Genomic DNA, 22,382 nt, shown 5'->3' on the forward strand with positions numbered 1-22,382 from the left:
GCACCCCGGGCGTGCACGGATCGGACCGCCCACAAATCTCATGAGCGGTCCCGGAGGGGGGTAGCTTCGGCGCATGGGTGCGGCGGAGAGCGATCGGTTGGTTCTGGACTACCTCAGCAAGGTGGGGGACCTGGCACAGACGGCCCTCCCGGCGGACCGCCGCCGGGACCTCGTAGCACGCCTGCGCGAGGACATCGACCGGGAGCGGCACGGCAGCGACAACCCCGCCGTGGTGCGCCGGATCCTGGGCCGGCTGGGCGCCCCGGACCAGGTGGTGCAGGAGGAGGCCGCCACCGGCGTGCCCGCGCCCCGCACCCCGCCTGGCCCCGCACCGGCGGAGCCGGAGTGGTGGCGGCTTCCCGGCCGGCGCACGCAGTCCCCGTCACGCGAGCTCCTGCCGGGGGACGAACTGGCCGGGCTGCCCGGCATGACCGGCGGCCTGATCATCCCCCTCACCCCCGAGACGGACCCGGGCGCCGAAGCGGAAGCGGAAGCGGAAGCGGATCCCGAAGACGAGCAGGCCGGGCAGGACGAGCAGCAGGAACCCGCGGGCCGACGCCGCAGGCCGTGGCGGTGGCGGGCCGGCCTCCTGGAGACCGTCGCCGCGCTCCTGCTGCTCGCCGGCGCCGTCCTGGGGTCCTGGATCGCCCTCCTCGCCGGCTGGGCCGTGGCGTACGGCTCGCGCCGCCTGTCCCGCCGCGCGTCCCGGTTCGCGGCGCTGGGCCTGCCGGGGCTGACCGCCGCGGCCGCGCTGATCTGGATCTGGGGCCGTTTCGCCGGGCGGTGGGGCGAGCCGATCCCCGAGGGCGGCCTGGACTCCGCGATCAGCGACGCGCTGCCCACGGTCGCGCGGATCGCGGCCGTCGCTTCCGCCGCCTTCCTGCTCTGGCGGGGGGCCAGGGCCGGCCGGCGGCCTCGTTAGAGTGGCTGCCATGCCCGCTTCCCAGCCGACATTCCCGGTAACGGTCGGTTTCGACCTCGACATGACCCTGATCGACTCGCGTCCCGGCATCAAGGCGACGTACGAGCGCCTCGCCGAGGAGACCGGCGTCTTCATCGACGCCGCGCTCGCCGTCACCCGCCTCGGGCCGCCGCTCGACTGGGAGCTGGCGCACTGGTTCCCCGCGGAGGACGTCCCCGCGGTCGCCGACCGCTACCGGGCGCTGTACCCCGAGTACGCCGTCGCCCCGACCCCGGCCATGCCCGGGGCGCGCGAGGCCGTCGCCGCCGTGCACGCGGCTGCGGGGCGGGCCGTCGTGGTCACCGCGAAGCACGAGCCGAACGCCAAGCTGCACCTGACGCACCTGGGCCTGGAGGTCGACGAGGTGCGCGGCTGGCTGTGGGCCGAGGCGAAGGCGGAGGCGCTGACCGAGTACGGGGCCGCGGTCTACGTCGGTGACCACGTGGGGGACGTCGTCGGGGCCCGCACGGCCGGCGCGCTGTCCGTGGCGGTGGCGACGGGCCCGGTCACGGCGGACGAACTGCGTGCCGCCGGGGCGGACGTCGTGCTGGCCGACCTGACGGAGTTCCCCGCCTGGTTCGCCTCCTACCTCCCGGAACCGGGCGCCGTCGCCTGACGGCTCTGCGCCCGCGCGGAGCGCAGCAGCCCGGCCAGGGCCAGCGCGAAGCCGACGCCCATGAGCATCGACACCAGGTAGGCGGCGGTCGGCAGCGGGTCGGATCCCAGGAAGAGCGGGGCCACGGTGGCCAGAGTGCCCAGTGCGCCGACGACGAAGACGGCGGCGCCGGCGCGCACGAGGAGATCGCCCGGTTTCCGGGTTTCGGTGGTCACCGCACCAGGGTAGATCGCCGGGGGAAGTCGCAGCGCACCGGCCGGATGGCGGCCGGAGCAGGAGGACCACGGAGTCTTGTCACACGCCCCTGGGCCATTAGCCTTATGGGCAGCGGGTCTGCCAAGGGACCCGCTGTCTTGCTATCCAAGAGCTTTTTCTGTCTACAGCGAGGACGAGGTCGGACGTGCCTACCGGCAAGGTCAAGTGGTTCAACAGCGAGAAGGGCTTCGGCTTCCTCTCCCGCGACGACGGCGGTGACGTCTTCGTGCACTCCTCCGTCCTGCCGGACGGTGTGGCCACGCTGAAGCCGGGGCAACGAGTCGAGTTCGGCGTGGTCGCCGGGCAACGCGGCGACCAGGCGCTTTCGGTGACCCTGCTCGAGCCGGCGCCGTCCGTGGCGGCCGCGCAGCGACGCAAGCCCGACGAACTGCTGCCCATCGTGCAGGACCTGACCACGCTCCTGGAGGACGTCGCCCGCTCGCTGCAGCGCGGCCGTTACCCGGACAAGGCCCACGGCCACAAGATCGCATCCGTCCTGCGCGTCGTCGCCGACCAGCTGGACGTCTGAACCCCGTCCGGGGCCAGGGCCGGTCTCACAGCTCGAGCGCGTGCGGACCGAGGGGCGGCACCAGCCCCTCGGCCGCGGCCCGGGTGAGCAGCCCGCGGACCGCCGCGTAGCCCTCCTCGCCGAGCGCGGAGGTGAACTCGTTGACGTACAGCCCGATGTGCTGGTCCGCCACCTTCGGGTCCATCTCCTGCGCGTGCTCCATGACGTAGCCGCGTGAGGCCTCCGGCTCGTCCCAGGCCATGTGGACGGAGGTGCGGGCCGCGGCCGCCAGCTCGCGCAGCCGCTCCTCTCCCAGGGACCGCTTGGCGATGATCGCGCCGAGCGGGATGGGCAGGGAGGTGGTCCGCTCCCAGTGCTCGCCCATGTCCGCGAGCTTGTGCAGCCCGTAGTCCTGGTAGGTGAAGCGCGCCTCGTGGATCACGAGCCCCGCGTCCACCCGGCCGTCCCGCACCGCGGGCATGATCTCGTGGAACGGCAGGACGACGATCTCCCCGACGCCGCCCGGCACTTCGGCGGCCGCCCACAGCCGGAACAGCAGGTACGCCGTCGAGCGCTCGCTGGGCACCGCGACCGTGCGCCCGCTCAGGTCGGCGCCCTTGCGCGTGCCCTCGTCCCTGGTCAGCACGAGCGGGCCGCAGCCACGGCCCAGCGCGCCGCCGCAAGGCAGTAGCGCGTACTCGTCGAGCACGTAGGGCAGCACCGCGTACGAGACCTTCAGGACGTCGAACTCGCCGCGCTCGGCCATCCCGTTGGTGATGTCGATGTCCGCGAACGTCACGTCGATCGGCGGCGCCCCCGGGACCAGGCCGTGCGCCCAGGCGTGGAAGACGAAGGTGTCATTGGGGCACGGGGAGTAGGCGATCCGCAGTGCGCGCTCTTGGCTCATGTCCGGTCTCCAACGTCGAGTACGGCGGGCTGCTTCCCGAGCCGGGCGAAGGCATCGGCGAGCGCGTCGAGCGCCTCCCCGATCCGCCAGGCCGCGCGGTCGCGCGGGCCCACGGGATTGGACACCGTACGGATCTCCAGGACGGGCAGCCCGTGCGCCGCGGCCGCCTCCGCGACGCCGAAGCCCTCCATGGCCTCGGCCAGCGCTCCCGGATGCCGGCGCGCCAGTTCGGCGGCGCGCCCGGCCGTTCCCGTCACCGTCGACACCGCCAGGACCGGCCCGTACGCCGCGCCGAGCACGTCGGCCACCCGGCGGGACAGCGGTCCGGGCGGACGGTGCTCGGAGGTGCCGAAGCCGAGCTCGGCGACCGGGAGGAAGCCCTCCGGGCCCTCCGCGCCCAGGTCGGCGGCGACGATCACGTCGGCGACGACCGTCGAACCGACCGGCGCGCCGGGGCGGAAGCCGCCGGCGATCCCCGCCGAGACGACCAGGGCGTACGGCGCCGCGGTGAGCGCGGCCGCCGTACCGGCCGCCGCGGCGGCCGGCCCGACACCCGCGGCCAGCACGTCCGCGAGGGCGGTGCGCAGCAGGACACGGGCACCGGGTACGGGCCGTTCGGCGGCCGTGCCGCCGATTCCGCGGACGACCGCGTCGCGTTCCGCGGGGACGGCGGTGACGACGAGGAGGCGGGGCGTCATGACGTCAGCGGGCGGTTCAGCCCGCCGACTTCAGCTTGAACTGCCAGACGCCGAGGTAGTCCTGGCCGCCGCCGGTCTCGATGATGTTGAGGGTGACCTCGTCGGCCGTGGCGCCGGTCTGCGCGTCGGCGAGCAGGGTCTCGGCGTCGAAGGAGCGGTAGGTGGTGTCCTTCAGCAGCCCCGACTTGCCGGAGGTGCCGGCGGCCACGACCCAGCCCTTCTCGGCGATCGCGGGGTCGACACCGATCCGCACCTTGTCACCGGGCCGGACCGTGATCGTCTTCTCGGGCTTGCCCTGCAGGCAGGCCAGGAAGGCCTGCTCCGTCAGCTTCTTCCCGTCGAGGTAGCACTTGCTGGTGGCCTCGGTGGTCACGGTCCTGTCGCCGACGGTGACGGTCGCCAGGGGGGTCGGCTTCTCGCAGGCGGAGAGGGCGATCAGCCCGAGGGACACGGCACCGAGGGCGGCGGCACGGCGGCGATTGCTCATGAAGGTGAGGCTACCGGGCGGTCGCGTTCCCGCTACGCGGGGGGCCCGGTCGTGTCCCCGCCCCCGCGTGCTCACACCGTGCGCGGACGTGTCGCCCGTCCCCGGGCGCCGGTCATCAGGCCGCGGACCGAGAAGGTGACGCCGAGCGCCACCAGGGCCGCCGCCACCGCCATCCCGAGCGTGCCGTGCAGCGGCAGGACGATGCCGATGGCGCCGCCGGTCACCCACGCCAGCTGGAGCGCGGTCTCCGAGCGGGCGAAGGCCGAGGTGCGCACCTCCTCCGGCACGTCGCGCTGGATCAGGGCGTCCAGTGAGACCTTGCCCAGCGCCTGCGCGATGCCCGCCGCGGCCGCCACGAGGGCGATGGTCAGCACCCCGTACCAGGCCGCCGCCACGCACGTCGCCACCAGGGCGGCGACCAGCGCGCTGATGATGATCCGCTCCGGTCCCCGGGCGCGCAGCCAGGAGCCCAGAGCGGTGCCGAAGGCGTTGCCCGCGCCCGCCGCCACGGCGACCAGGCCCAGCGACACCGGCCCCGACAGGCCGCCCAGCGGATGCTCGCGCAGCAGGAACGCGAGGAAGAGGGTCAGGAACCCGGACAGGGCCCGCAGCGAGGCGTTGGCCTGCAGGGCGTGCAGCACCGGACCGCCGACGCTGCGCAGCCCCGGCCGCTTCTCCCGCCACTGCCGGCCCAGGCGGTGGTGCTCGACCTCCTCGCCCGAGGTCAGTTCGGCGCGCGCCTCTCCCTTGGCGGAGTCCACCTTGTGCGGGAGGGAGAAGGAGAGCAGCGTCCCGCAGACGAAGACGACGAACGCCCCGTACAGCGGCACGCCCGGCCCGATCAGGTGGAGCAGCCCCCCGATCGGCGCCGCCACGGCGGTGGCCAGCAGGCCGGTCAGGCTCACCCGGGAGTTCGCCTTCACCAGCGTCGTGCGCGCCGGCAGCAGCCGCGGCATCACCGCGCTGCGCACCACGCCGTACGCCTTCGAGGCCACGAGCACCCCCAAGGCGGCCGGATACAGCTCCAGTCCGGCGGTCGCCACCACCCCGGCCATCGTCCAGGCCAGGATCGCCCGGGCCAGCATCGACATCGCCATCGCGGCGCGCCGGCCGTGCGGGATGCGGTCCAGCAGCGGCCCGACCACCGGCGCCAGCAGCGCGAACGGGGCCATCGTGACCAGCAGGTACAGCGCCACGCGGCCGCGCGCCTCACCGGTCGGCACGGAGAAGAAGATCGTGCTGGCGAGTGCGACGGTGATCAGCATGTCGCCGGCCGAGTTCACCGCGTGCAGCTCGATCAGTTTCGCCAGGCCCGACTCGCCCGCCCCGCCGGAATGCGTGTGACGGCGGACGCGGCGCACCACGGCCGACGACGTACGCTGCGTGGCGCGCGCGACGGCGTTCCCCGCCCTGCGAACCGGTCCCGGGCCGGACGTCACTGTGCGTGCCACGCTCGCCAGTCTGCCCTACCGGGCGGCTTTCCGAACGGGGCGCGCACCGATAGCGTGCGATCGCGCAGAATGGAGTCATCAGGTGCGCCCGTGGACGTACGGGCAGGCAGCGTTTGAAGCGGTCCTCCGGTCCGCTCCGCCACCGCCCCGCCCGACCCTCGGCGGCGCACGCGTAAGACGGCGTAGGAGAGAATCGATTCTTGTGAGTGCTGCGATGCGAAGCCGTACCCCTGACCGCCTGTGCGCCGAGGCGGTCGACCTCGCCCTCGAAGCCGCCGTCGAGGCCTTCGGCGCGAAAGCGGTCGGCGAGCACCTGGGGACGGTCGCCGAGGGCGACCGTGTCGTGACACACCTCTTCGACTGCCGTGAGGCCGCCTATCGCGGCTGGCGCTGGGCGGTCACGCTCACCCGCGCCTCCCGCGCCAAGGCGATCACCCTGGACGAGACGGTCCTCGTGCCCGGCCCCGAGGCCGTCCTCGCGCCCGAATGGGTGCCGTGGAGCGAGCGCCTGCGCCCTGGGGACCTCGGCCCCGGCGACCTCCTGCCCACCGAGGCGGAGGACCTGCGCCTGGAGTCCGGCTTCTCCGGGGAGGACGCCCCGCCGCCGAACTCGCCGGTCTCGGAGGAGATGGCCGAGCTCGTCGAGGCCGAGGACGCGGACGTGTCCGGCGGCCCCCCGGCGTCCCTGCCGATGGCACCCACGGTCGGCACGATCGCCGCCGTCGCGGAGGAGATCGGCATGGCCCGGCCGCGCGTGCTGTCCCGGTACGGGCTGCACGTCGCCGCGGACCGCTGGGAGGACGAGTACGGCCCGAAGGCCCCCATGGCCCAGGCCGCCCCCGCCCAGTGCGTCTCCTGCGGTTTCCTCGTCCCGATCGCGGGCTCCCTGCGGCAGGCTTTCGGTATCTGCGCGAACGAGTTCTCCCCTGCCGACGGGCGCGTCGTCTCCCTCGCCTACGGGTGCGGCGCCCACTCCGAGGCGGCGGTGATGCCGAAGACGCCCCGCCCGGCCCCGCCCGTCCTGGACGAGACCGCGGTCGAGCCGCTCCCCCTCCACCCCGACCGCCACGGCTCCGTCGAGGACACCACCCCGGCCGAGGAACTCGGCCACAGCTGACGCCCCCGGGGCGTTCCGGGGTGCCCCGGGCGCCAGGCGGGCTGCGCCGCGCGTCCTGGCCCCGGGCTGCCGCCCGGACGCCGGGGCTCCTGGCGGGCCGCCTGGGCTGCGCTGCGTGCCTCGGGGCGGTTGCCGGTCACCCCGGTCGAGGAACCTGGGTCACACCCGGCTGCGGCCGCTGACCGTGTGCCTCCGGCCACGTGAGATCCGCTCGCGCCCAGGCCCGTGCTGCGCTGATGCCGCCCGCGGATCGCGTGCCCGGGGTGGCGGGCGAGCCGCGCGTGCGGCGCTGGTCGGCCCGTCGTCCGGGCCGGTGCCGGTGTGGGCGTCCTACGCCCTGGGCGGGTGTGCTGCGCACCTGGTCCCGGGCTGCGCCGCGCGTCCTGGCCCCGGGCTGCCGCCCGGACGCCGGGGCTCCTGGCGGGCCGCCTGGGCTGCGCTGCGTGCCTCGGGGCGGTTGCCGGTCACCCCGGTCGAGGAGTCGGGTCGCACCTGACGGCTGCCGCCCCGCGACCGGGCGCCACCGGGCCACATAGGGCCCGCTCGCGCCCGGGTCCGGCCGGCGCACCGTGGGGCCTCATGGGCTCCGCCCGTGCCCCGTCCGGGTTGCTCCGACCGGGCCGTCGCCCGGGTGCCCGCGGCCGTGGGGGCGCTTGGGGCCACTGCTCGTCGTCCGGGTCCCGGGCGCACGCGGTAGCGTCACACGCACAGGGCATGCGACACCGCGTGAGGGAGAAGACGACGTGAGCGGGACCGCGATGGACCGGGGCGCAGATCCGTTCGGTACCGCACGGCTGCGGCGGGCCGTGCTGGACGCGTGGGCCGCGTCGCCCGCCCGGTTCCGGGAGGACGCCAACGCGGAGGAGGACCTCGCGCTCGGCGGTTACCGCGACCGCCTCGTCGTCGAACTGGCCCAGAACGCCGCCGACGCGGCGACCCGCGCCGGGGTGACCGGCCGCCTGCGGCTGACCCTGCGCGAGGGGGTGCTCGCCGCCGCGAACACCGGGGCCCACCTGGACGCCGTGGGCGTGGAGTCCCTGTCGACGCTGCGCGCCAGCGCCAAGCGCGAGCAGGGCGACCTGGCCGTCGGCCGCTTCGGCGTCGGATTCTCCGCCGTGCTCGCGGTCAGCGACGAGCCCGCGATCCTCAGCCGCAGCGGCGGCGTCCGCTGGTCGCTGGCGGAGGCCCGCGACCTCGCGCGGGAGACCGGCGGGCACTCGCCGGGACTCACCGACGAACTGCGCCGCCGGGACGGCCACGTACCGCTGCTGCGGCTGCCGCTGCCCGCGGAGGGCACGGCCCCGGACGGCTACGACACGTGCGTCGTGCTGCCGCTGCGCGACGGCGCCGCCGCGGACCTCGCGGCGCGCCTGCTCGCCGCGATCGACGACGCGCTGCTGCTGTCCCTGCCGGGCCTGGCCGAGGTGGTCGTGGAGACGCCGGAGGGCGTACGGACCATGACCCGGCGTCAGGAGGACGGGCTGACCGTCGTCGCGGACAGCGCGGGCGGCAGCACCCGCTGGCGCACCGTGAGCGACGCCGGCCCGCTGGAGGCGGCGCTGCTGGCCGACCGCCCCGTCGAGGAGCGGCTGCGGCCGGTGTGGTCGGTGACGTGGGCCGTCCCGGTGGGCCGGGACGGCGCGCCCGAGCGGCCGCGGACGGCGCCCTTCGTGCACGCCCCGACACCGACGGACGAGCCGCTGGGCCTGCCCGCGCTGCTCATCGCCTCGCTGCCGCTGGACCCGAGCCGGCGCCACGCCGCGCCCGGCGCCCTCACCGACTTCCTGGTCGCGCGGGCGGCCGAGCTGTACGTACGGCTGCTGGCCGACTGGCAGCCGGTCACCACCGGCATCGTGGACCTCGTGCCGGGCCCCCTCGGCAAGGGGGAGCTGGACGCGGAACTGCGCCGCCACGTGCTGGAGCGGCTGCCGCGCACCGCCTTCCTGCCGCGCGCCGCCGACGTCACGGACACGGCAGGGGAGGACGAACTCCCGCCCGTGCTGCGCCCGGTGGAGGCCGAGGTCGTCGAGGGCACCGGCGCGGAGACCGTCGGTGTGCTGGCGGAGGTCTTCCCGACGCTGCTGCCCGCGGGGCTGGAGCGCCGCCCCGAACTGCGCGTCCTCGGGGTCGCCCGGCTGCCGCTGGGCGACGCGATCGACCGGCTCGCCGGGGTGGAGCGGCCCGCGGCGTGGTGGCACCGCCTGTACGACTCGCTGGCCGGTACCGACCCGGACCGGCTGAGCGGGCTGCCCGTGCCGCTGGCCGACCACCGCACGGTGGTCGGACCGCGCCAGGTGCTGCTTCCGCTGCCCGAGATGGACAGCGTCTACGCCGAGGAGGCCGCCCCGGTCAGCACCGGGCTGCCCGCCGCCTCGGAGCTGTCACGGCTGGGCCTGAAGGTGGCCGACCCGGAGGCCGCGCACCCGCTGCTGGAGAAGCTCGGCGCCACCCCGGCGACCCCCCGCGCCGTCCTCACCACCCCGCAGGTGCGCGCGGCCGTGGCCGCGTCCCTGGACGCCGACGAGGCCTGGTACGACGGCGTCGGGGCGGATGCCGCGCCCGCGCTGGACGCGGAGGAGCTGGCCGAGGTCGTCCTGGGCCTGGTCCGCGCCGCGAACCTCGCCCCCGGCGACGAGCCGTGGCTGGCCGCCCTGGCCCTCACCGACGACGAGGGGGAGCTCACCCCGGCCGGTGAACTGGTGCTGCCGGGCAGCGCCTTCGAGCAGGTCATCCGGGAGGGGGAACTCGGCTCCGTCGACGAGGACCTGGCCGCCCGCTGGGGCGAGCAGCCGCTGACCGCGGTCGGCGTGCTCGCCACCTTCGCCCTGGTCCGGGCCACCGACGTGGTGCTCGACCCGGACGAGCTGGAGCCGCGCGAGAGCGACTGGGCCGAGCCGGACGACGCCGGGCTGCTCGACGCGGTCGACGTGTGGTGCGAGGACGTACTGGACCAGCTGCCGGACACCGACGTGCCGCCGGTCGCCACCGAGATCGTCGCCGTGCGCGACCTCGACCTCGTGGACGACGATGCCTGGCCGCAGGCGCTGGCCATGCTCTCCGTGCCACCGCTGCGCGACGCGGTCACCCAGCCAGTGCGCGTCCTGCTGCCCGACGGCACCACCCAGTCCGTGCGGCCCTACACCGCCTGGTGGCTGCGTGACCATCCGGTCCTCGACGGCCGCCGCCCGGTCGGCCTGCGCGCGGCCGGCGGCGACCCGCTGCTCGCCGGGCTGTACGAGGACGCCGAGGCCGGGGCCGTGGACGACCAGGTGCTGCGCGCCCTGGGCGTGCGCACCTCCGTCGCGGCCCTGCTGGACGAGCCGGGCGGCGCCGCCGAACTGGTCGCCCGCCTCGCCGACCCGGACTCCACGGTGACCCCGGCGCAGCTGCACCAGCTCTACTCCGAGCTGGCCACCCTCGACCCCGAGCAGGTCACCCTCCCCGAGGAGCTGCGGGCCGTCGTCGACGGCCGCGATCCACGCGTGGTCGACGCCGGGGAAGCCCTCGTCGCGGACGCGCCCGACCTGCTCCCGCTCACCGCCGGCCTGCCCCTGCTCCCGGTGCCGCCGGTCCGCGCCGCGGCGCTGGCCGAGCTGTTCCAGGTGCGCCGGCTCAGCGAGGCCTTCGACGCGCCGGTCGTCTCGGACGGGGAGCCGCACGAGGTCGCGGACGCGGTCCGCGAGCTGCTGCCCGGCGCCCCGCTGTCGTACATCGAGCACGAGGAACTCCTGGTCAGGGCCCCCGACGGCGGCACCGTCGAGCTCGACTGGCGGTGGACCGACGGCACCCTGCACGCCGCCACGCTGGAGGGCGTCGCCGCCGGCCTGTCGTGGGCGGCGGGCGCCTGGCACCGCCGCTTCGAGGTGGCCGCGTTGCTGGAAGACCCGACGCGCACGGAGGAGTTGGCCCGCGACCGCTGGTTCGACTGAGTGGGGGGCGCGTGTCCGTCGTCACACTGGGACGCCATGTGAAAGGGATTTCCCTGGGCGGCTGCTCACGCGTAATCTCCTCTCACCATTCGAGACGTGGCGTCGGGGGGAGTTCGACGCGCGTCCCTTTCCTGTGGGGAATCCTCAATCATGCGTATTCGCGCCACTGTGGCCGCCGTTTGCGGCGCCCTGGCACTGGCCGCCGTCGCGGTCCCGTCCGCGCAGGCGGACGGCAAGGCAAGCCCCTTCGACCGCGCGCCGCAGGCCAAGAAGATGGCGGCGGCGTCCGAGGACATCGTCAACCCCGAGATCTCCAAGGTCGTGATCAGCGGCGGCTCCGACCTCGTCTTCGGAACGTCCGGCACGAAGACCGTCACCCTCACGGTGACGGCGAGCAGCCCGTCCGGCATCCAGGACGGCTGGGCCGCCTTCTGGCACGGGCCGAACCTGGAGGAGTACGACCAGGTGTTCGCCCCCGAGGCGGACCACGGCACCTGCACCGTCTCCGCCACCAACCCCACGGTCTCGACCTGCAAGGTCACCGTGTCCATCGACGTGAAGCGCTACCTGTGGAACGCGCTGGCGGGCGGCTGGAAGGTGTACGCGGACGCCCTCGGCACGGACGGCGGCTACACCTCCGCCGAGGCCTACACCACGGCGCGCTTCAAGCGGGCCGGGAAGGTGACGGTCAACGCCGCGCCCGAGCCGGTGAGGAAGGGCAAGACCATCACCGTCACGGGCAAGCTGAGCCGTGCGAACTGGGACGACAACCTGTACCACGGCTACACCAACCAGTCGGTGCAGCTGCAGTTCCGCAAGAAGGGCACCAGCACCTACAAGACGGTCAAGACCGTCAAGTCCAACAGCACCGGTGGCCTCAAGACCACCGTGCAGGCGTCCGTCGACGGCTACTGGCGCTACAACTTCGTCGGCACCTCGACGACCGGCAAGGCCGTCGCCGCGGGCGACTTCGTGGACGTGAAGTAACCACGCCGGCGGCACCTCGCGGCGCCGGGTCCCCTCAGCGGGGGTCCGGCGCCGCCTGCTTTCCCGGCGGGGCGCCGCCGTCCATGCGGCCGACGCGGCGCCAGACCAGCTCCAGCAGCGCCGCCGCGGTCACCGCGACGGCGACGGCCGTCCAAGGGCCCTGCGTACCGACCAGGCGCAGGGCGAAGAACTCCTGCAGCCACGGGGTGACCAGGACGATCAGGAATCCCGCGCCCATGGCGAGGACCAGGCCGATCCGCCACCAGGTGTACGGACGCGCGACCAGCGCCAGCACCCACATCGCGACCAGGAAGAGGGTCAGCGTCGCGGCGCTGGTCTCCGCCTCCAGCGCGCCGGCGCCGTGGTAGTGGTGGCGGGCGAGCATGTACGTCACGAAGGTGGCGACGCCCGCGATCACCCCGGCGGGCAGGGAGTAGCGCATGACCCGGCGCACGAAGTGCGGCTTGGCCCGCTCCTTGTTGGGGGCCAGGGCGAGGAAGAAGGCGGGGACGCCGATGGTCAGCGTGGACAGCAGCGTCAGATGCCGGGGGAGGAACGGGTACGGCGCGTGCCAGATGATCACCAGGAGCGCGAGCAGCACCGAGTAGACGGTCTTGGTGAGGAAGAGCGTCGCGACGCGGGTGATGTTGCCGATGACCCGGCGGCCCTCGGCCACGACCGACGGGAGCGCCGAGAAGCTGTTGTCGAGCAGCACGATCTGCGCGACCGCCCGGGTCGCCTCGGAACCGGACCCCATGGCGACGCCGATGTCGGCGTCCTTGAGGGCGAGGACGTCGTTGACGCCGTCCCCGGTCATCGCCACGTTGTGGCCGCCGGACTGGAGCGCGCCCACCATCTCGCGCTTCTGCTGCGGGGTGACCCGGCCGAAGACCGTGCCCCGGTCGAGGGCGGCCGCCATCTGCGTGCGCTCGGCGGGCAGTCTGCGGGCGTCGACCGTCCGCTCGGCGCCGGGCAGCCCCAGCTTCCCGGCGACGGCGCCGACGGAGACCGCGTTGTCGCCGGAGATGACCTTGGCGCGCACGTCCTGGTCGGCGAAGTAGCGCAGGGTGTCGGCGGCGTCGGGGCGCAGCCGCTGCTCCAGGACGACCAGCGCGGCCGGGGTGGCGGAGGCGCCCACCGCCGGGTCGCCCAGGTCCCCCCGCGTCCGGGCGAGCAGCAGCACCCGCAGGCCCTGGGCGTTGAGGCCGTCGATCTCGCCGAGCGCCCGGTCGCCGGCGGGGAGCAGCACATCGGGGGCGCCGAGCAGCCAGGCGCTGCGTTCGCCGTCCGGTTCGGTGAAGGCAGCGCCGCTGTACTTGCGGGCCGAGGAGAAGGGCAGCGCGTCCACGACGTGCCAGCCGCCGTCCGGGGCGGGAAAGGCCGCGGCGACCGCGGCCAGGGTGGGGTTGGGGCGCGGGTCCGCGGAGCCGACGGCGCCCAGCACCTGCCGTACGTACGTCTCCGGGACACTGTCCAGCATCCGCAGCTCGGCGACGTCCATCCCGCCCTCGGTAAGGGTGCCGGTCTTGTCCAGGCACACCACGTCCACCCTCGCCAGCCCCTCGATCGCGGGCAGCTCCTGGACGAGGCACTGCTTGCGGCCCAGCCGGATCACGCCGATCGCGAAGGCCACCGAGGTGAGCAGGACCAGCCCCTCGGGCACCATCGGCACGATGCCGCCGACCATGCGGCGGACCGCCTCGCGCCAGTCGTTGCCCTCCAGGACGAGCTGGCTGACGATCAGGCCGATGGCCGTGGGGACCATCATCCAGGTGACGTACTTGAGGATCTGGCTGATGCCGCTGCGCAGTTCGGAGTGGACGAGGGTGAAGCGGCTCGCCTCCTCGGCGAGTTGCGCCGCGTAGGCCTCCCGGCCGACCTTGGTCGCGGTGAAGGCGCCGCCGCCCGCCACCACGAAGCTGCCGGACATCACGGGGTCGCCGGGGTGCTTGACGACCGGGTCGGCCTCGCCGGTGAGCAGCGACTCGTCGACCTCCAGGCTGTCGGCCTCGGCCACCTCGCCGTCGACCACCACCTTGTCCCCCGGCCCGAGTTCGATGAGGTCGCCGAGGACGATCCCGGAGGTGGGGACCCGGGTGGCGACCCCGTCGCGGCGGACGGTGGGTTTCGCCTCCCCGATCACGGCGAGCCCGTCCAGGGTCTTCTTGGCGCGCCACTCCTGGAAGATGCCGATGCCGGTGTTGGCGATGATGACGAAGCCGAACAGGCCGTCCTGGATCGGGCCGACCACCAGGATGATCAGGAAGAGCACCCCGATGATCGCGTTGAAGCGGGTGAAGACGTTCGAGCGGACGATTTCGGCCAGCGAGCGGGAGGAGCGCACCGGGACGTCGTTGACCTCGCCCCGCGCGACGCGCTCCGCCACCTCGGCAGCGGTCAGCCCCCCGCGCGTCACCGGTCGCGCCCCGGTCGCCTCCCGCTGCGTGCGTTCCGTCATGGCTTCGACGGTACGTGGGGCCGGGCGCCGGGGGCGCGGTGGGCGGCCGCTCTCGGGGACATCTCCGGGGCGCCGTACGACCGGGGGCGTAGCGGCCACCCGGCCTCTGCGCCCGGGCCGGAAGCGCGGGCCGGACGCGCGGGCCGGACGCGCGGGGCGACGCGGGCCGGACGCTGGGGCCCGCGGCTCAGTCCTGTCCGGCGGCCTGCGCGGCGCGGGCCCGCGCGATGGCGTCCCGGCGGGCGCGCACGTACCACAGACCGATGAGCCCGAGGCCCCCGCCGGCCAGGCAGGTCCAGATCCACCAGGTGTGGCCGTGGTCGGAGTACCAGCCGTAGAAGGGGAGCTGGACGAGGAAGAGCGCGAACCAGATGACCGTCCCGACGGTGACGGTCGCGACGTCGTTCGCCTCCAGAGGAGCCGGCGCCTCACGCAACCCGGCCGTCCCCTTGTTGTGGCTGCTGCTGCTCATACCGCACAGCGTACCCAGTGACCCACGGGGGTCTACGCGCGGAGATAGCGCTGAAGACGCTCATATGTTCATACTGAAACGGCCCGAGGCTGACTGGTTTCAGTCGTAGGAACCTCCAAAAGACCCCCCCCACGCAAGGACCCGCATGTCCCCGTCGACCACCGCCAAGGTCGTGCCCAGCTCCCCGACCCCGCCCCCGGCGGCCGCCCCCGGCGCGCTCGACCGGTTCTTCCGGATCACCGAGCGGGGGTCCTCCGTCCCCCGGGAGATCCGCGGTGGTCTGGCCACCTTCTTCGCGATGGCCTACATCATCGTCCTGAACCCGATCATCCTCAGCTCGGGCGCGGACAAGTACGGCCACCACCTCGACGGCGGCCAGCTGGTCACCGCGACCGTCGTGACCGCCGCCTTCACCACCCTGCTCATGGGCGTCATCGGCAACGTGCCGATCGCGCTGGCCGCGGGCCTCGGCGTGAACAGCATCGTCGCGCTGCAGCTCGCGCCGAAGATGAGCTGGCCGGACGCGATGGGCATGGTGGTCCTCGTCGGCCTCGCGATCATGGTGCTCGTCGCCACGGGCCTGCGGGAGCGGGTGATGAGCGCGGTGCCGCTCGGTCTGCGCAAGGCGATCGCCATCGGCATCGGCCTGTTCATCGTGCTGATCGGCCTGGTCGACTCCGGCTTCGTGACCCGTATCCCGGACGCCGCGCACACCACCGTTCCGCTGCAGCTGGGCGCGGGCGGCCATCTGACCGGCTGGCCGGTGCTGATCTTCATCCTCGGTGTGCTGCTGACCCTCGGGCTGATCGTCCGCAAGGTGCCCGGCGCCATCCTGATCAGCATCGTCGCGATGACCCTCCTGGCGCTCGCCGTGGACGCGGTGGCGAACGTCAAGGACACCGCCTGGGGCCTCACCGTCCCGCAGTGGCCCGGCAACCCGGTCGCGAGCCCCGACTTCGGGCTGATCGGCAAGGTGAGCCTGTTCGGCGGCTTCCAGGAGGTCGGTGTCCTCACCGGCGTCCTCTTCGTCTTCACGGTGCTGCTGAGCTGCTTCTTCGACGCGATGGGCACCATCCTTGGTGTCGCCGACGAGGCGCACCTGCTGGACTCCAAGGGCGACCTGCCCGGGATGAGCCGGGTCCTGATGGTCGACGGCGTCGCGACCGCGGCGGGCGGCTTCGCCTCCTGCTCGGCCAACACCTGCTACGCGGAGTCCACCGCCGGCGCCGGCGAGGGCGCGCGCACCGGCCTCGCCTCGATCGCCACCGGGCTGCTCTTCGTGGTCGCCCTGTTCTTCGCGCCGCTGGCCACGATGGTCCCGGCCCAGGCGGCCACCCCCGCGCTGGTCGCGGTGGGCTTCCTGATCATGGCGGGCAGCGTGCGGGAGATCGACTGGAGCGACTTCACGATCGCCGTCCCGGCGTTCCTGACGATGCTGCTCATGCCGTTCACCTACTCGATCACCAACGGCATCGGCATCGGGTTCATCACCTTCTGTGTGCTGCGGCTGGTGGCGGGGCGCGGCCGTGAGGTACCGCCCGCGCTCTACGCGGTGTCGGCGGTCTTCGCCTTCTACTACCTGATGCCGGCGCTGGGCCTGACGTAACCGCCCGTGTAGAACTGCTCGGTCTCGTCGACGGAGGCCTTGAGCCGTTCGTCGAAGTCATCGCGGATGAGCGTCCGGACGATGTAGTCCTGGACGCTCATCCCGCGTTTGGCGGCGTGAGCCTGGAGACGGTCCAGCAGGTCCCCGTCCATGCGCATGCTGAGCACTCTCGAAGCCATGGCCCAAGGGTCCGGCGGGCTCCTCGGGGCATGCGTCGTTTTCGGGGCGGAACTCACCCGGACGGGTGACTTCCTTGACGAATGCGTTTGGACACGGCACCGCAGCGGCAATTTTTACTTAGCATAAGTAATGAGCTAGGCTAACAAACGTGACCGAACTGTCCGAGGACGACCGCGTGGCGGTGAACACGCTGCGCGGTGCCGTGATGCGGCTCTCCCGCCGACTGCGCCACCACCGGGTCGACGAGTCGCTCAGCCCGACGGAGATGTCCGTGCTGGGCACCCTCGCGCGCTGCGGGTCCGCCACCCCCGGGGAACTGGCCCGCAAGGAGCACGTGCAGCCGCCCTCCATGACGCGGATCGTCGCCATGCTCGAATCCAAGGGCCTGGTGCACCGGGACCCGCACCCGGACGACCGGCGCCAGGTCGTCGTCCGGCAGACCGAGCAGGCGGAGGCGATGCTCGAGGAGAGCCGGGCGCGGCGCAACGCGTTCCTGGCCGAGCTCCTTTCCACCCTCTCGGAGGAGGAACGCGCCGTGCTCCGCGAGGCGGCGCCCGTCCTGGAGAAGCTCGCTCACGCCGACGCAAGGACCCGATGACGAGGAGGCGAGACCGGATTGAGTTCGGCAGCCGCATCAGACGCCGCACCCGAACCGAACATCCCTGAGCGGACCGGCCCGGCCGGTACCGCCGACCCGGCCGATCTGCCGACCCCGGCGGGCGCCGACGCCGCCGCGGGAGCCACCGGACCGTCCGGGACACCCGGCCCCGGGCGCCCCGCCGCGACGCCCGCGCCCGGCGGTATGTTCAGCTCGCTCCGCAACCGCAACTACCGGCTCTTCGCCGGCGGCGCGCTCGTCTCCAACACCGGCACCTGGATGTCCCGCATCGCGCAGGACTGGCTGGTGCTGAGCCTGACCGGGTCCTCCTTCGCCGTGGGCATCACGACCGCGCTGCAGTTCCTCCCCATGCTGCTCCTCGGGCTCTACGGCGGCGTCATCGCCGACCGCTACCCCAAGCGCCGTATCCTGCTGGCCACCCAGGTCGCCATGGGCCTGCTGGGCCTCGCCCTCGCCGCCCTGACCCTCAGCGGAGCCGTCCAGGTCTGGCACGTGTACGCCATCGCCTTCGGCCTCGGCGTGGTCACCGTCGTCGACAACCCCACCCGGCAGGCGTTCGTCGTCGAGATGGTCGGCCCGGCCGACGTCCGCAACGCCGTCTCCCTGAACTCCGCCAACTTCCAGAGCGCCCGCCTGATCGGTCCCGCCGTCGCGGGCGCGCTGATCACCGCGGTCGGCAGCGGCTGGGCGTTCCTGTTCAACGGCCTGTCCTTCCTGGCGCCGCTCGCCGGGCTGCTGCTCATGCGCCGGTCCGAGTTGTACGAGGTGCCCACCGCGCCGCGCGGCAAGGGCCAGCTGCGCGAGGGGCTGCGCTACGTCGCCGGGCGGCCGGAGCTGATCTGGCCCATCGTGCTGGTCGGCTTCATCGGCACCTTCGCCTACAACTTCCCGATCTGGCTCACCGCCTTCGCCGACCACGTCTTCCACGGCGACGCCGGCATGTACGGCCTGTTCAACTCGGTGCTCGCGGTCGGCTCCGTCGTCGGCGCGCTGCTGGCGGCCCGGCGCGGCAGCACCCGGCTGCGGCTGCTGGTCGGCGCGGCCCTCGGGTTCGGCCTGCTGGAGGCCGTGGCGGCACTGGCGCCGACGTACTGGATCTTCCTGGTGCTCATGCTGCCGATCGGCATCTTCGGCCTGACCTTCAACACCACCGCCAACGCCAGCGTCCAGCTGGCGACCGACCCCGCCATGCGCGGCCGCGTCATGAGCCTGTTCATGATGGTCTTCGTGGGCGGCACTCCGCTGGGCGGTCCGCTCGTCGGCTGGGTCACCGACGTCTTCGGTGCCCGGACCGGCTTCCTGGCCGGCGGCCTGGTCGCCGCGGCGGCGGCGGTCTGCGTCGGACTCGTCCTGGCCCGGCTGGGCGGGCTGCGGCTCAAGATCGACCTGCACCGCGGCAAGGACCACAAGCTGATCGAGCTGGTGCCGCGGGAGCCGGAGCCGGTGGAGTCGGTGGCGGCCTGAGCGCGGCCCCGGCCCCGTCGGGCGGCCGGCGCGGCGGCCCGACGCTCAGGCGACGGCGACCCGGTGCCGGGTGCGTCGCCGGCGTCCAGGTCCAGCCGGACGGCGGGCGCCTCGCGGGAGAGGCACGTGCTGCTGCCGTGACGCCGGCGTCGGCGTCGTTTTGGGACCGCTTCATCGTTTCGAGTGAATGTGCGATCGGGGTGGCCCGGGAGGGCGTCGGCTGCGTGAGAATCGGAGCTGTCGTCAGTCGCTTGCGTGGAGCCCCCTGGAGGACCGATGAGCTCACAGCCCCACTGGGCGCCTCGGGCGGCCGCCGGCTCGTACGCGCCGGACGACCCGGAAGCCGCGCTCAAGTTCGCGATCCGGCACCACGGGGGGGACCGGGTGCAGATCGTCGAGGGGCTCAACCAGCAAGTGGTGCCACCCACGTGGGGGCATGAGAAGGCCGCGGCCATGATCCGTCGGCAGATCGACCCCGTCGCACAGAAAATGGGCTGCCTCTCGGGCTCGGGAAACCTGGACCTTCCCGGCAGTGACAACTGGTATGTGCCGGACCTGGCCGTCGTGCCGGAAGACCTTGCGGAAGCCGACGCTCTCGTCCCCCACCAGACCCTGCTGGTGGTGGAGGTCACCTCGCAGTCCAACGGCGACACCGACCGGTTCGTCAAACGCCGCCGCTACGCCGAGTACGGCGCCCCGCTGTACCTCCTCGTCGGCCGGCAGGAGCGCAGCTGCACCCTGTACGCGGAGCCGGGGGAGCTCGGCTACCGGGTGGTGGAGGGCCCGCATCCCTTCGGCACACCGCTGCGGCTGCCGGAGCCGTTCGGACTGGAGCTGGACACCGCGGATTTCTGAGGCCCCGCCCGTCCCGTGGCCCGCCGCCTCACAGCCCGTCCGCGAGCAGCTCCGCGAGATGCCGGGCCCGCACCCCGGCGAGCTGGGCGAGCTGGGTGCGGCAGGAGAAGCCGTCCGCGAGGACGGCCGCGCCGGGGCGGGCGGCGCGGACGGCGGGGAGGAGACGGTCCTCGGCGCAGGCGACGGAGACCTCGTAATGGCCGCGTTCGAAGCCGAAGTTCCCGGCCAGACCGCAGCAACCGGAGGCCAGGGTGCCGCTGAGCCCGGCGCGGGCCCGCAGCCGGCGCTCGGCGGCGTCGCCGAGGACCGCGTGCTGGTGGCAGTGGGTCTGGCCGGTGACGGCCCGGTCGAGGCGCGGCGGCGTCCAGCCGGGGGCCGCCTCCTCCAGCACCTGCGCGAAGGTGCGCACGGAGCCCGCCAGGGCCGCGGCCTCGTCGGTGCCCAGGAGCTCGGGCAGGTCGGTGCGGAGCGCCGCCGCGCAGCTCGGCTCCAGCACGACGACGGGATGACCCGCGGTCACCACCGGAGCCATCCGCCGCACCGTGCGGCGCATCACCCGGCGGGCCCGGTCGAGCCGGCCGGTCGAGACCCAGGTCAGGCCGCAGCACACACGCCCCGGCGGCAGCACGACCCGCAACCCGGCCGCCTGGAGGACGCGTACGGCGGCGCGGCCGACCTCGGGGGAGAAGCGGTCGGTGAAGGTGTCCGGCCACAGGACCACCGTCGCCGCCGCCTCGGCGTCCGTCCCCGTTTCCGGCGTGGGCTCCTGCCGCCGCCACCAGCGCACCAGGGACTCCTCGGCCGGCAGCGGCAGTTCCCGCTCGGGCGCGAGGCCCGCCGCCCGCTTGGCCAGGGCCGCCAGCGGTCCCCCCCGCGTCAGGGCGTTCACGGTCCCGGCGACCGGGGCCGCCGCGCGCAGCCATGTCGGCAGCCCGCCCAGCAGGTAGTGGGAGGCGGGCCGCGGCCGCCGCCGGTAGTGGTGGTGCAGGAACTCCGCCTTGTAGGTGGCCATGTCCACGCCGACCGGACAGTCCGTGCGGCAGCCCTTGCAGGACAGGCACAGGTCGAGGGCGTCCAGGACCTCGGGAGAGCGCCAGCCGCCGGTGACGATCTCGCCGGCGAGCATCTCGTGCAGCAGGCGGGCCCGGCCGCGGGTGGAGTGCCGCTCCTCGTGCGTCACCCGGTACGAGGGGCACATGACGCCCGCCTCCGGACCTCCGTCCGCGTCACGGCACTTGGCGACGCCGACGCAGCGGCGCACCGCCGCCGAGAAGTCCCCGCCGTCGTGGGGGTAGCCGAAGGCGACGTCGACCGGCCGGCGCGGCAGGACCGCGAAGCGCAGATGGGTGTCGAGGGGGTCGGGCCGCACGAGCATGCCGGGGTTGAGGCCGCCCGCCGGGTCCAGCGCGTCCTTGAACCGGCCGAAGAGCGTGACCAGTTCCTCCCCGTACATTTTCGGCAGCAGCTCCGCGCGGGCCTGCCCGTCGCCGTGCTCCCCGGACAGCGAGCCGCCGTGCGCGACGACGAGGTCCGCGACGTCCTCGGAGAAGCGCCGGAAGCGGGCCACACCGGCCGCGCCGAGCAGGTCGAAATCGATGCGTACGTGGATGCAGCCGTCGCCGAAGTGCCCGTACGGGGTGCCGTGCAGGCCGTGCTCGCGCAGCAGCGCGCGGAAGTCGCGCAGGTAGGCGCCGAGCCGCGCCGGGGGCACCGCGCAGTCCTCCCAGCCCGGCCAGGCCTCCGCGCCCCCGGGCGTCCGGGTGGCGGTCCCGGCGGCCTCCTCGCGGATCCGCCACAGCGCGCGCTGCGCGACCGGGTCGGTCACGACGACCGAGTCGACCGCGTCCGCGAGCCGCCGCAGCGCCTGCGCCTCACCGGTGCCGGGCATCTCGACGAAGAGCCACGCGCCGCCCCTGGGCAGCAGCCCAGGGGCCCTCCCGCCCACCAGGTCGGCGGCCATCCCCTCCACCGTCAGCGGGCCGTACGACAGCAGCCCGCCCGCGGCGTCGGCGGCGGCACCCTCGTCCGCGTAGCCGAGGACGACCAGCACGCGCACCGGTGGCGCGGGCACCAGCCGGACCTCGGCCTCCGTGATCACCGCGAGCGTGCCCTCGCTGCCGGTCAGGGCGCGGGCCAGGTCCCGGCCGCGTTCGGGGAGCAGGGCGTCCAGGGCGTAGCCGGAGATGCGGCGGGGGAGCCGCTGCGGGTAGCCGGTGCGCAGCAGGGCGAGGTGGTCGTCGACGAGTTGCCGCAGGTCGGCGCGGAGCGGCCCGGCGGTGCGCAGCGGTTCCCCGGCGTAGGTGAGGCACTCCAGGGCCCTGACGTTGTCGGCGGTGGTGCCCCAGGCGACCGAGTGCGGGCCGCACGCGTTGTTGCCGATCATGCCGCCGAGGGTGCAGCGGCTGTGGGTGGACGGATCGGGGCCGAAGGTCAGTCCGTGGGCGGCCGCGGCGCGCCGCAGGTCGTCCAGGACGACCCCCGGCTGCACACGGGCCGTCAACGCCTCGGGGTTGAGTGACACGATCCGGTGCATGTGCCGGGTGAAGTCGAGCACGACTCCGGTGCCCGTCGCCTGCCCGGCGATCGACGTGCCCCCGCCGCGCGGCACCACCGGCACCCCGTGCGCCCGGCACACGGCGAGCGCCGCGGCCACGTCGCCGGCGTCGTGCGGCGCGACCACGGCCACCGGAACGCGCCGGTAGTTGGACGCGTCCATCGTGGTCAGCGCCCTGCTCTGCGCGTCGAAGGAGACCTCGCCCCGTACGGCCCGCTCCAGGTCGCGGCGCAGTGCGTGCCGCTGATCGTCCGCCAT

The 22,382-nt window shown here is 74.1% G+C and carries 19 protein-coding genes; 10 read left to right on the forward strand and 9 right to left on the reverse strand.

The features are described from left to right. Window positions 1-73: 73 nt before the first annotated feature. Window positions 74-922 (forward strand): HAAS signaling domain-containing protein, encoded by an 849-nt coding sequence (locus tag ACRWNP_RS03970; RefSeq protein WP_431959493.1) that lies wholly within the window; start codon window positions 74-76, stop codon window positions 920-922. Window positions 923-932: 10 nt separating this feature from the next. After that, a complete protein-coding gene (locus tag ACRWNP_RS03975) occupies window positions 933-1,577 on the forward strand; it encodes an HAD family hydrolase (protein WP_431959494.1) in 645 nt (214 codons plus the stop codon). Here ACRWNP_RS03975 and ACRWNP_RS03980 read toward each other — a convergent pair. Next, window positions 1,547-1,792, reverse strand: a complete 246-nt coding sequence (locus tag ACRWNP_RS03980; protein ID WP_431959495.1) for a hypothetical protein — start codon at window positions 1,790-1,792, stop codon at window positions 1,547-1,549. The two genes, ACRWNP_RS03975 and ACRWNP_RS03980, sit on opposite strands and share 31 nt — an antisense overlap. Window positions 1,793-1,977: 185 nt before the next feature. On the opposite strand from ACRWNP_RS03980, the gene ACRWNP_RS03985 reads away from it, so the two are divergent. Beyond that, window positions 1,978-2,361 (forward strand): cold-shock protein, encoded by a 384-nt coding sequence (locus ACRWNP_RS03985; protein WP_319161765.1) that lies wholly within the window; start codon window positions 1,978-1,980, stop codon window positions 2,359-2,361. Between the two features lie 25 nt (window positions 2,362-2,386). Here the strand turns inward: ACRWNP_RS03985 and ACRWNP_RS03990 are convergent, their stop codons facing one another. The 4 genes from ACRWNP_RS03990 to ACRWNP_RS04005 form a co-directional block, all read right to left on the reverse strand. After that, window positions 2,387-3,247, reverse strand: a complete 861-nt coding sequence (locus tag ACRWNP_RS03990) for a 1,4-dihydroxy-6-naphthoate synthase (protein ID WP_431959496.1) — start codon at window positions 3,245-3,247, stop codon at window positions 2,387-2,389. Beyond that, a complete protein-coding gene (locus tag ACRWNP_RS03995) occupies window positions 3,244-3,945 on the reverse strand; it encodes a futalosine hydrolase (RefSeq protein ID WP_431959497.1) in 702 nt (233 codons plus the stop codon). The genes ACRWNP_RS03990 and ACRWNP_RS03995 overlap by 4 nt, the downstream gene beginning before the upstream one ends. 16 nt (window positions 3,946-3,961) lie before the next feature. Beyond that, the gene (locus tag ACRWNP_RS04000; protein WP_431959498.1) at window positions 3,962-4,432 is read right to left on the reverse strand and encodes a hypothetical protein; all 471 of its coding nucleotides are present in this window, start codon (window positions 4,430-4,432) and stop codon (window positions 3,962-3,964) included. 71 nt (window positions 4,433-4,503) lie between these two features. Further along, on the reverse strand, window positions 4,504-5,883 hold the full coding sequence (locus tag ACRWNP_RS04005) for an MFS transporter (RefSeq protein ID WP_431959499.1): 1,380 nt from the start codon (window positions 5,881-5,883) through the stop codon (window positions 4,504-4,506). 214 nt (window positions 5,884-6,097) lie between these two features. Between ACRWNP_RS04005 and ACRWNP_RS04010 the strand changes: the two genes are divergently transcribed. The 3 genes from ACRWNP_RS04010 to ACRWNP_RS04020 all read left to right on the forward strand — a co-directional run bounded on the left by ACRWNP_RS04010 (window position 6,098) and on the right by ACRWNP_RS04020 (window position 11,916). Next, window positions 6,098-7,000 carry a DUF3027 domain-containing protein gene (locus tag ACRWNP_RS04010; protein WP_431959500.1) on the forward strand — a complete coding sequence of 301 codons (903 nt, stop codon included), beginning with the start codon at window positions 6,098-6,100 and terminating at the stop codon, window positions 6,998-7,000. 758 nt (window positions 7,001-7,758) lie between these two features. After that, the gene (locus ACRWNP_RS04015) at window positions 7,759-10,929 is read left to right on the forward strand and encodes a sacsin N-terminal ATP-binding-like domain-containing protein (protein ID WP_431959600.1); all 3,171 of its coding nucleotides are present in this window, start codon (window positions 7,759-7,761) and stop codon (window positions 10,927-10,929) included. A 150-nt stretch (window positions 10,930-11,079) separates the two neighbouring features. Continuing rightward, window positions 11,080-11,916 (forward strand): calcium-binding protein, encoded by an 837-nt coding sequence (locus ACRWNP_RS04020; protein WP_431959501.1) that lies wholly within the window; start codon window positions 11,080-11,082, stop codon window positions 11,914-11,916. Window positions 11,917-11,950: 34 nt separating this feature from the next. Here the strand turns inward: ACRWNP_RS04020 and ACRWNP_RS04025 are convergent, their stop codons facing one another. Both ACRWNP_RS04025 and ACRWNP_RS04030 read right to left on the reverse strand, forming a co-directional pair. Further along, the gene (locus tag ACRWNP_RS04025) at window positions 11,951-14,374 is read right to left on the reverse strand and encodes an HAD-IC family P-type ATPase (RefSeq protein ID WP_431959502.1); all 2,424 of its coding nucleotides are present in this window, start codon (window positions 14,372-14,374) and stop codon (window positions 11,951-11,953) included. A 187-nt stretch (window positions 14,375-14,561) separates the two neighbouring features. Continuing rightward, complete coding sequence (locus ACRWNP_RS04030) at window positions 14,562-14,846, reverse strand: DUF2530 domain-containing protein (protein ID WP_431959503.1); 285 nt, start codon at window positions 14,844-14,846, stop codon at window positions 14,562-14,564. 145 nt (window positions 14,847-14,991) lie between these two features. Here ACRWNP_RS04030 and ACRWNP_RS04035 point away from each other — a divergent pair, with 145 nt between their 5' ends. Continuing rightward, window positions 14,992-16,452: an NCS2 family permease gene (locus ACRWNP_RS04035; protein ID WP_431959504.1), complete on the forward strand. Its 1,461-nt coding sequence runs from the start codon at window positions 14,992-14,994 to the stop codon at window positions 16,450-16,452. Here the strand turns inward: ACRWNP_RS04035 and ACRWNP_RS04040 are convergent. Next, entirely contained in the window at window positions 16,422-16,631 is a 210-nt protein-coding gene (locus ACRWNP_RS04040; RefSeq protein ID WP_431959505.1) for a ribbon-helix-helix protein, CopG family, read from the reverse strand. The two genes, ACRWNP_RS04035 and ACRWNP_RS04040, sit on opposite strands and share 31 nt — an antisense overlap. Before the next feature lie 206 nt (window positions 16,632-16,837). Between ACRWNP_RS04040 and ACRWNP_RS04045 the strand changes: the two genes are divergently transcribed. The 3 genes from ACRWNP_RS04045 (at window position 16,838) to ACRWNP_RS04055 (ending at window position 19,570) form a co-directional block, all read left to right on the forward strand. Next, window positions 16,838-17,230 (forward strand): MarR family winged helix-turn-helix transcriptional regulator, encoded by a 393-nt coding sequence (locus ACRWNP_RS04045; RefSeq protein WP_431959601.1) that lies wholly within the window; start codon window positions 16,838-16,840, stop codon window positions 17,228-17,230. Window positions 17,231-17,248: 18 nt separating this feature from the next. Next, window positions 17,249-18,715, forward strand: a complete 1,467-nt coding sequence (locus ACRWNP_RS04050) for an MFS transporter (protein WP_431959506.1) — start codon at window positions 17,249-17,251, stop codon at window positions 18,713-18,715. Window positions 18,716-18,991: 276 nt separating this feature from the next. After that, the gene (locus ACRWNP_RS04055) at window positions 18,992-19,570 is read left to right on the forward strand and encodes a Uma2 family endonuclease (protein ID WP_431959507.1); all 579 of its coding nucleotides are present in this window, start codon (window positions 18,992-18,994) and stop codon (window positions 19,568-19,570) included. 28 nt (window positions 19,571-19,598) lie between these two features. Here ACRWNP_RS04055 and ACRWNP_RS04060 read toward each other — a convergent pair whose 3' ends face one another. Then, the gene (locus ACRWNP_RS04060; RefSeq protein ID WP_431959508.1) at window positions 19,599-22,382 is read right to left on the reverse strand and encodes an FAD-binding and (Fe-S)-binding domain-containing protein; all 2,784 of its coding nucleotides are present in this window, start codon (window positions 22,380-22,382) and stop codon (window positions 19,599-19,601) included.

Source organism: Actinacidiphila sp. bgisy160, from assembly GCF_965342435.1.
In the GTDB taxonomy this organism is placed as follows: domain Bacteria; phylum Actinomycetota; class Actinomycetes; order Streptomycetales; family Streptomycetaceae; genus Actinacidiphila.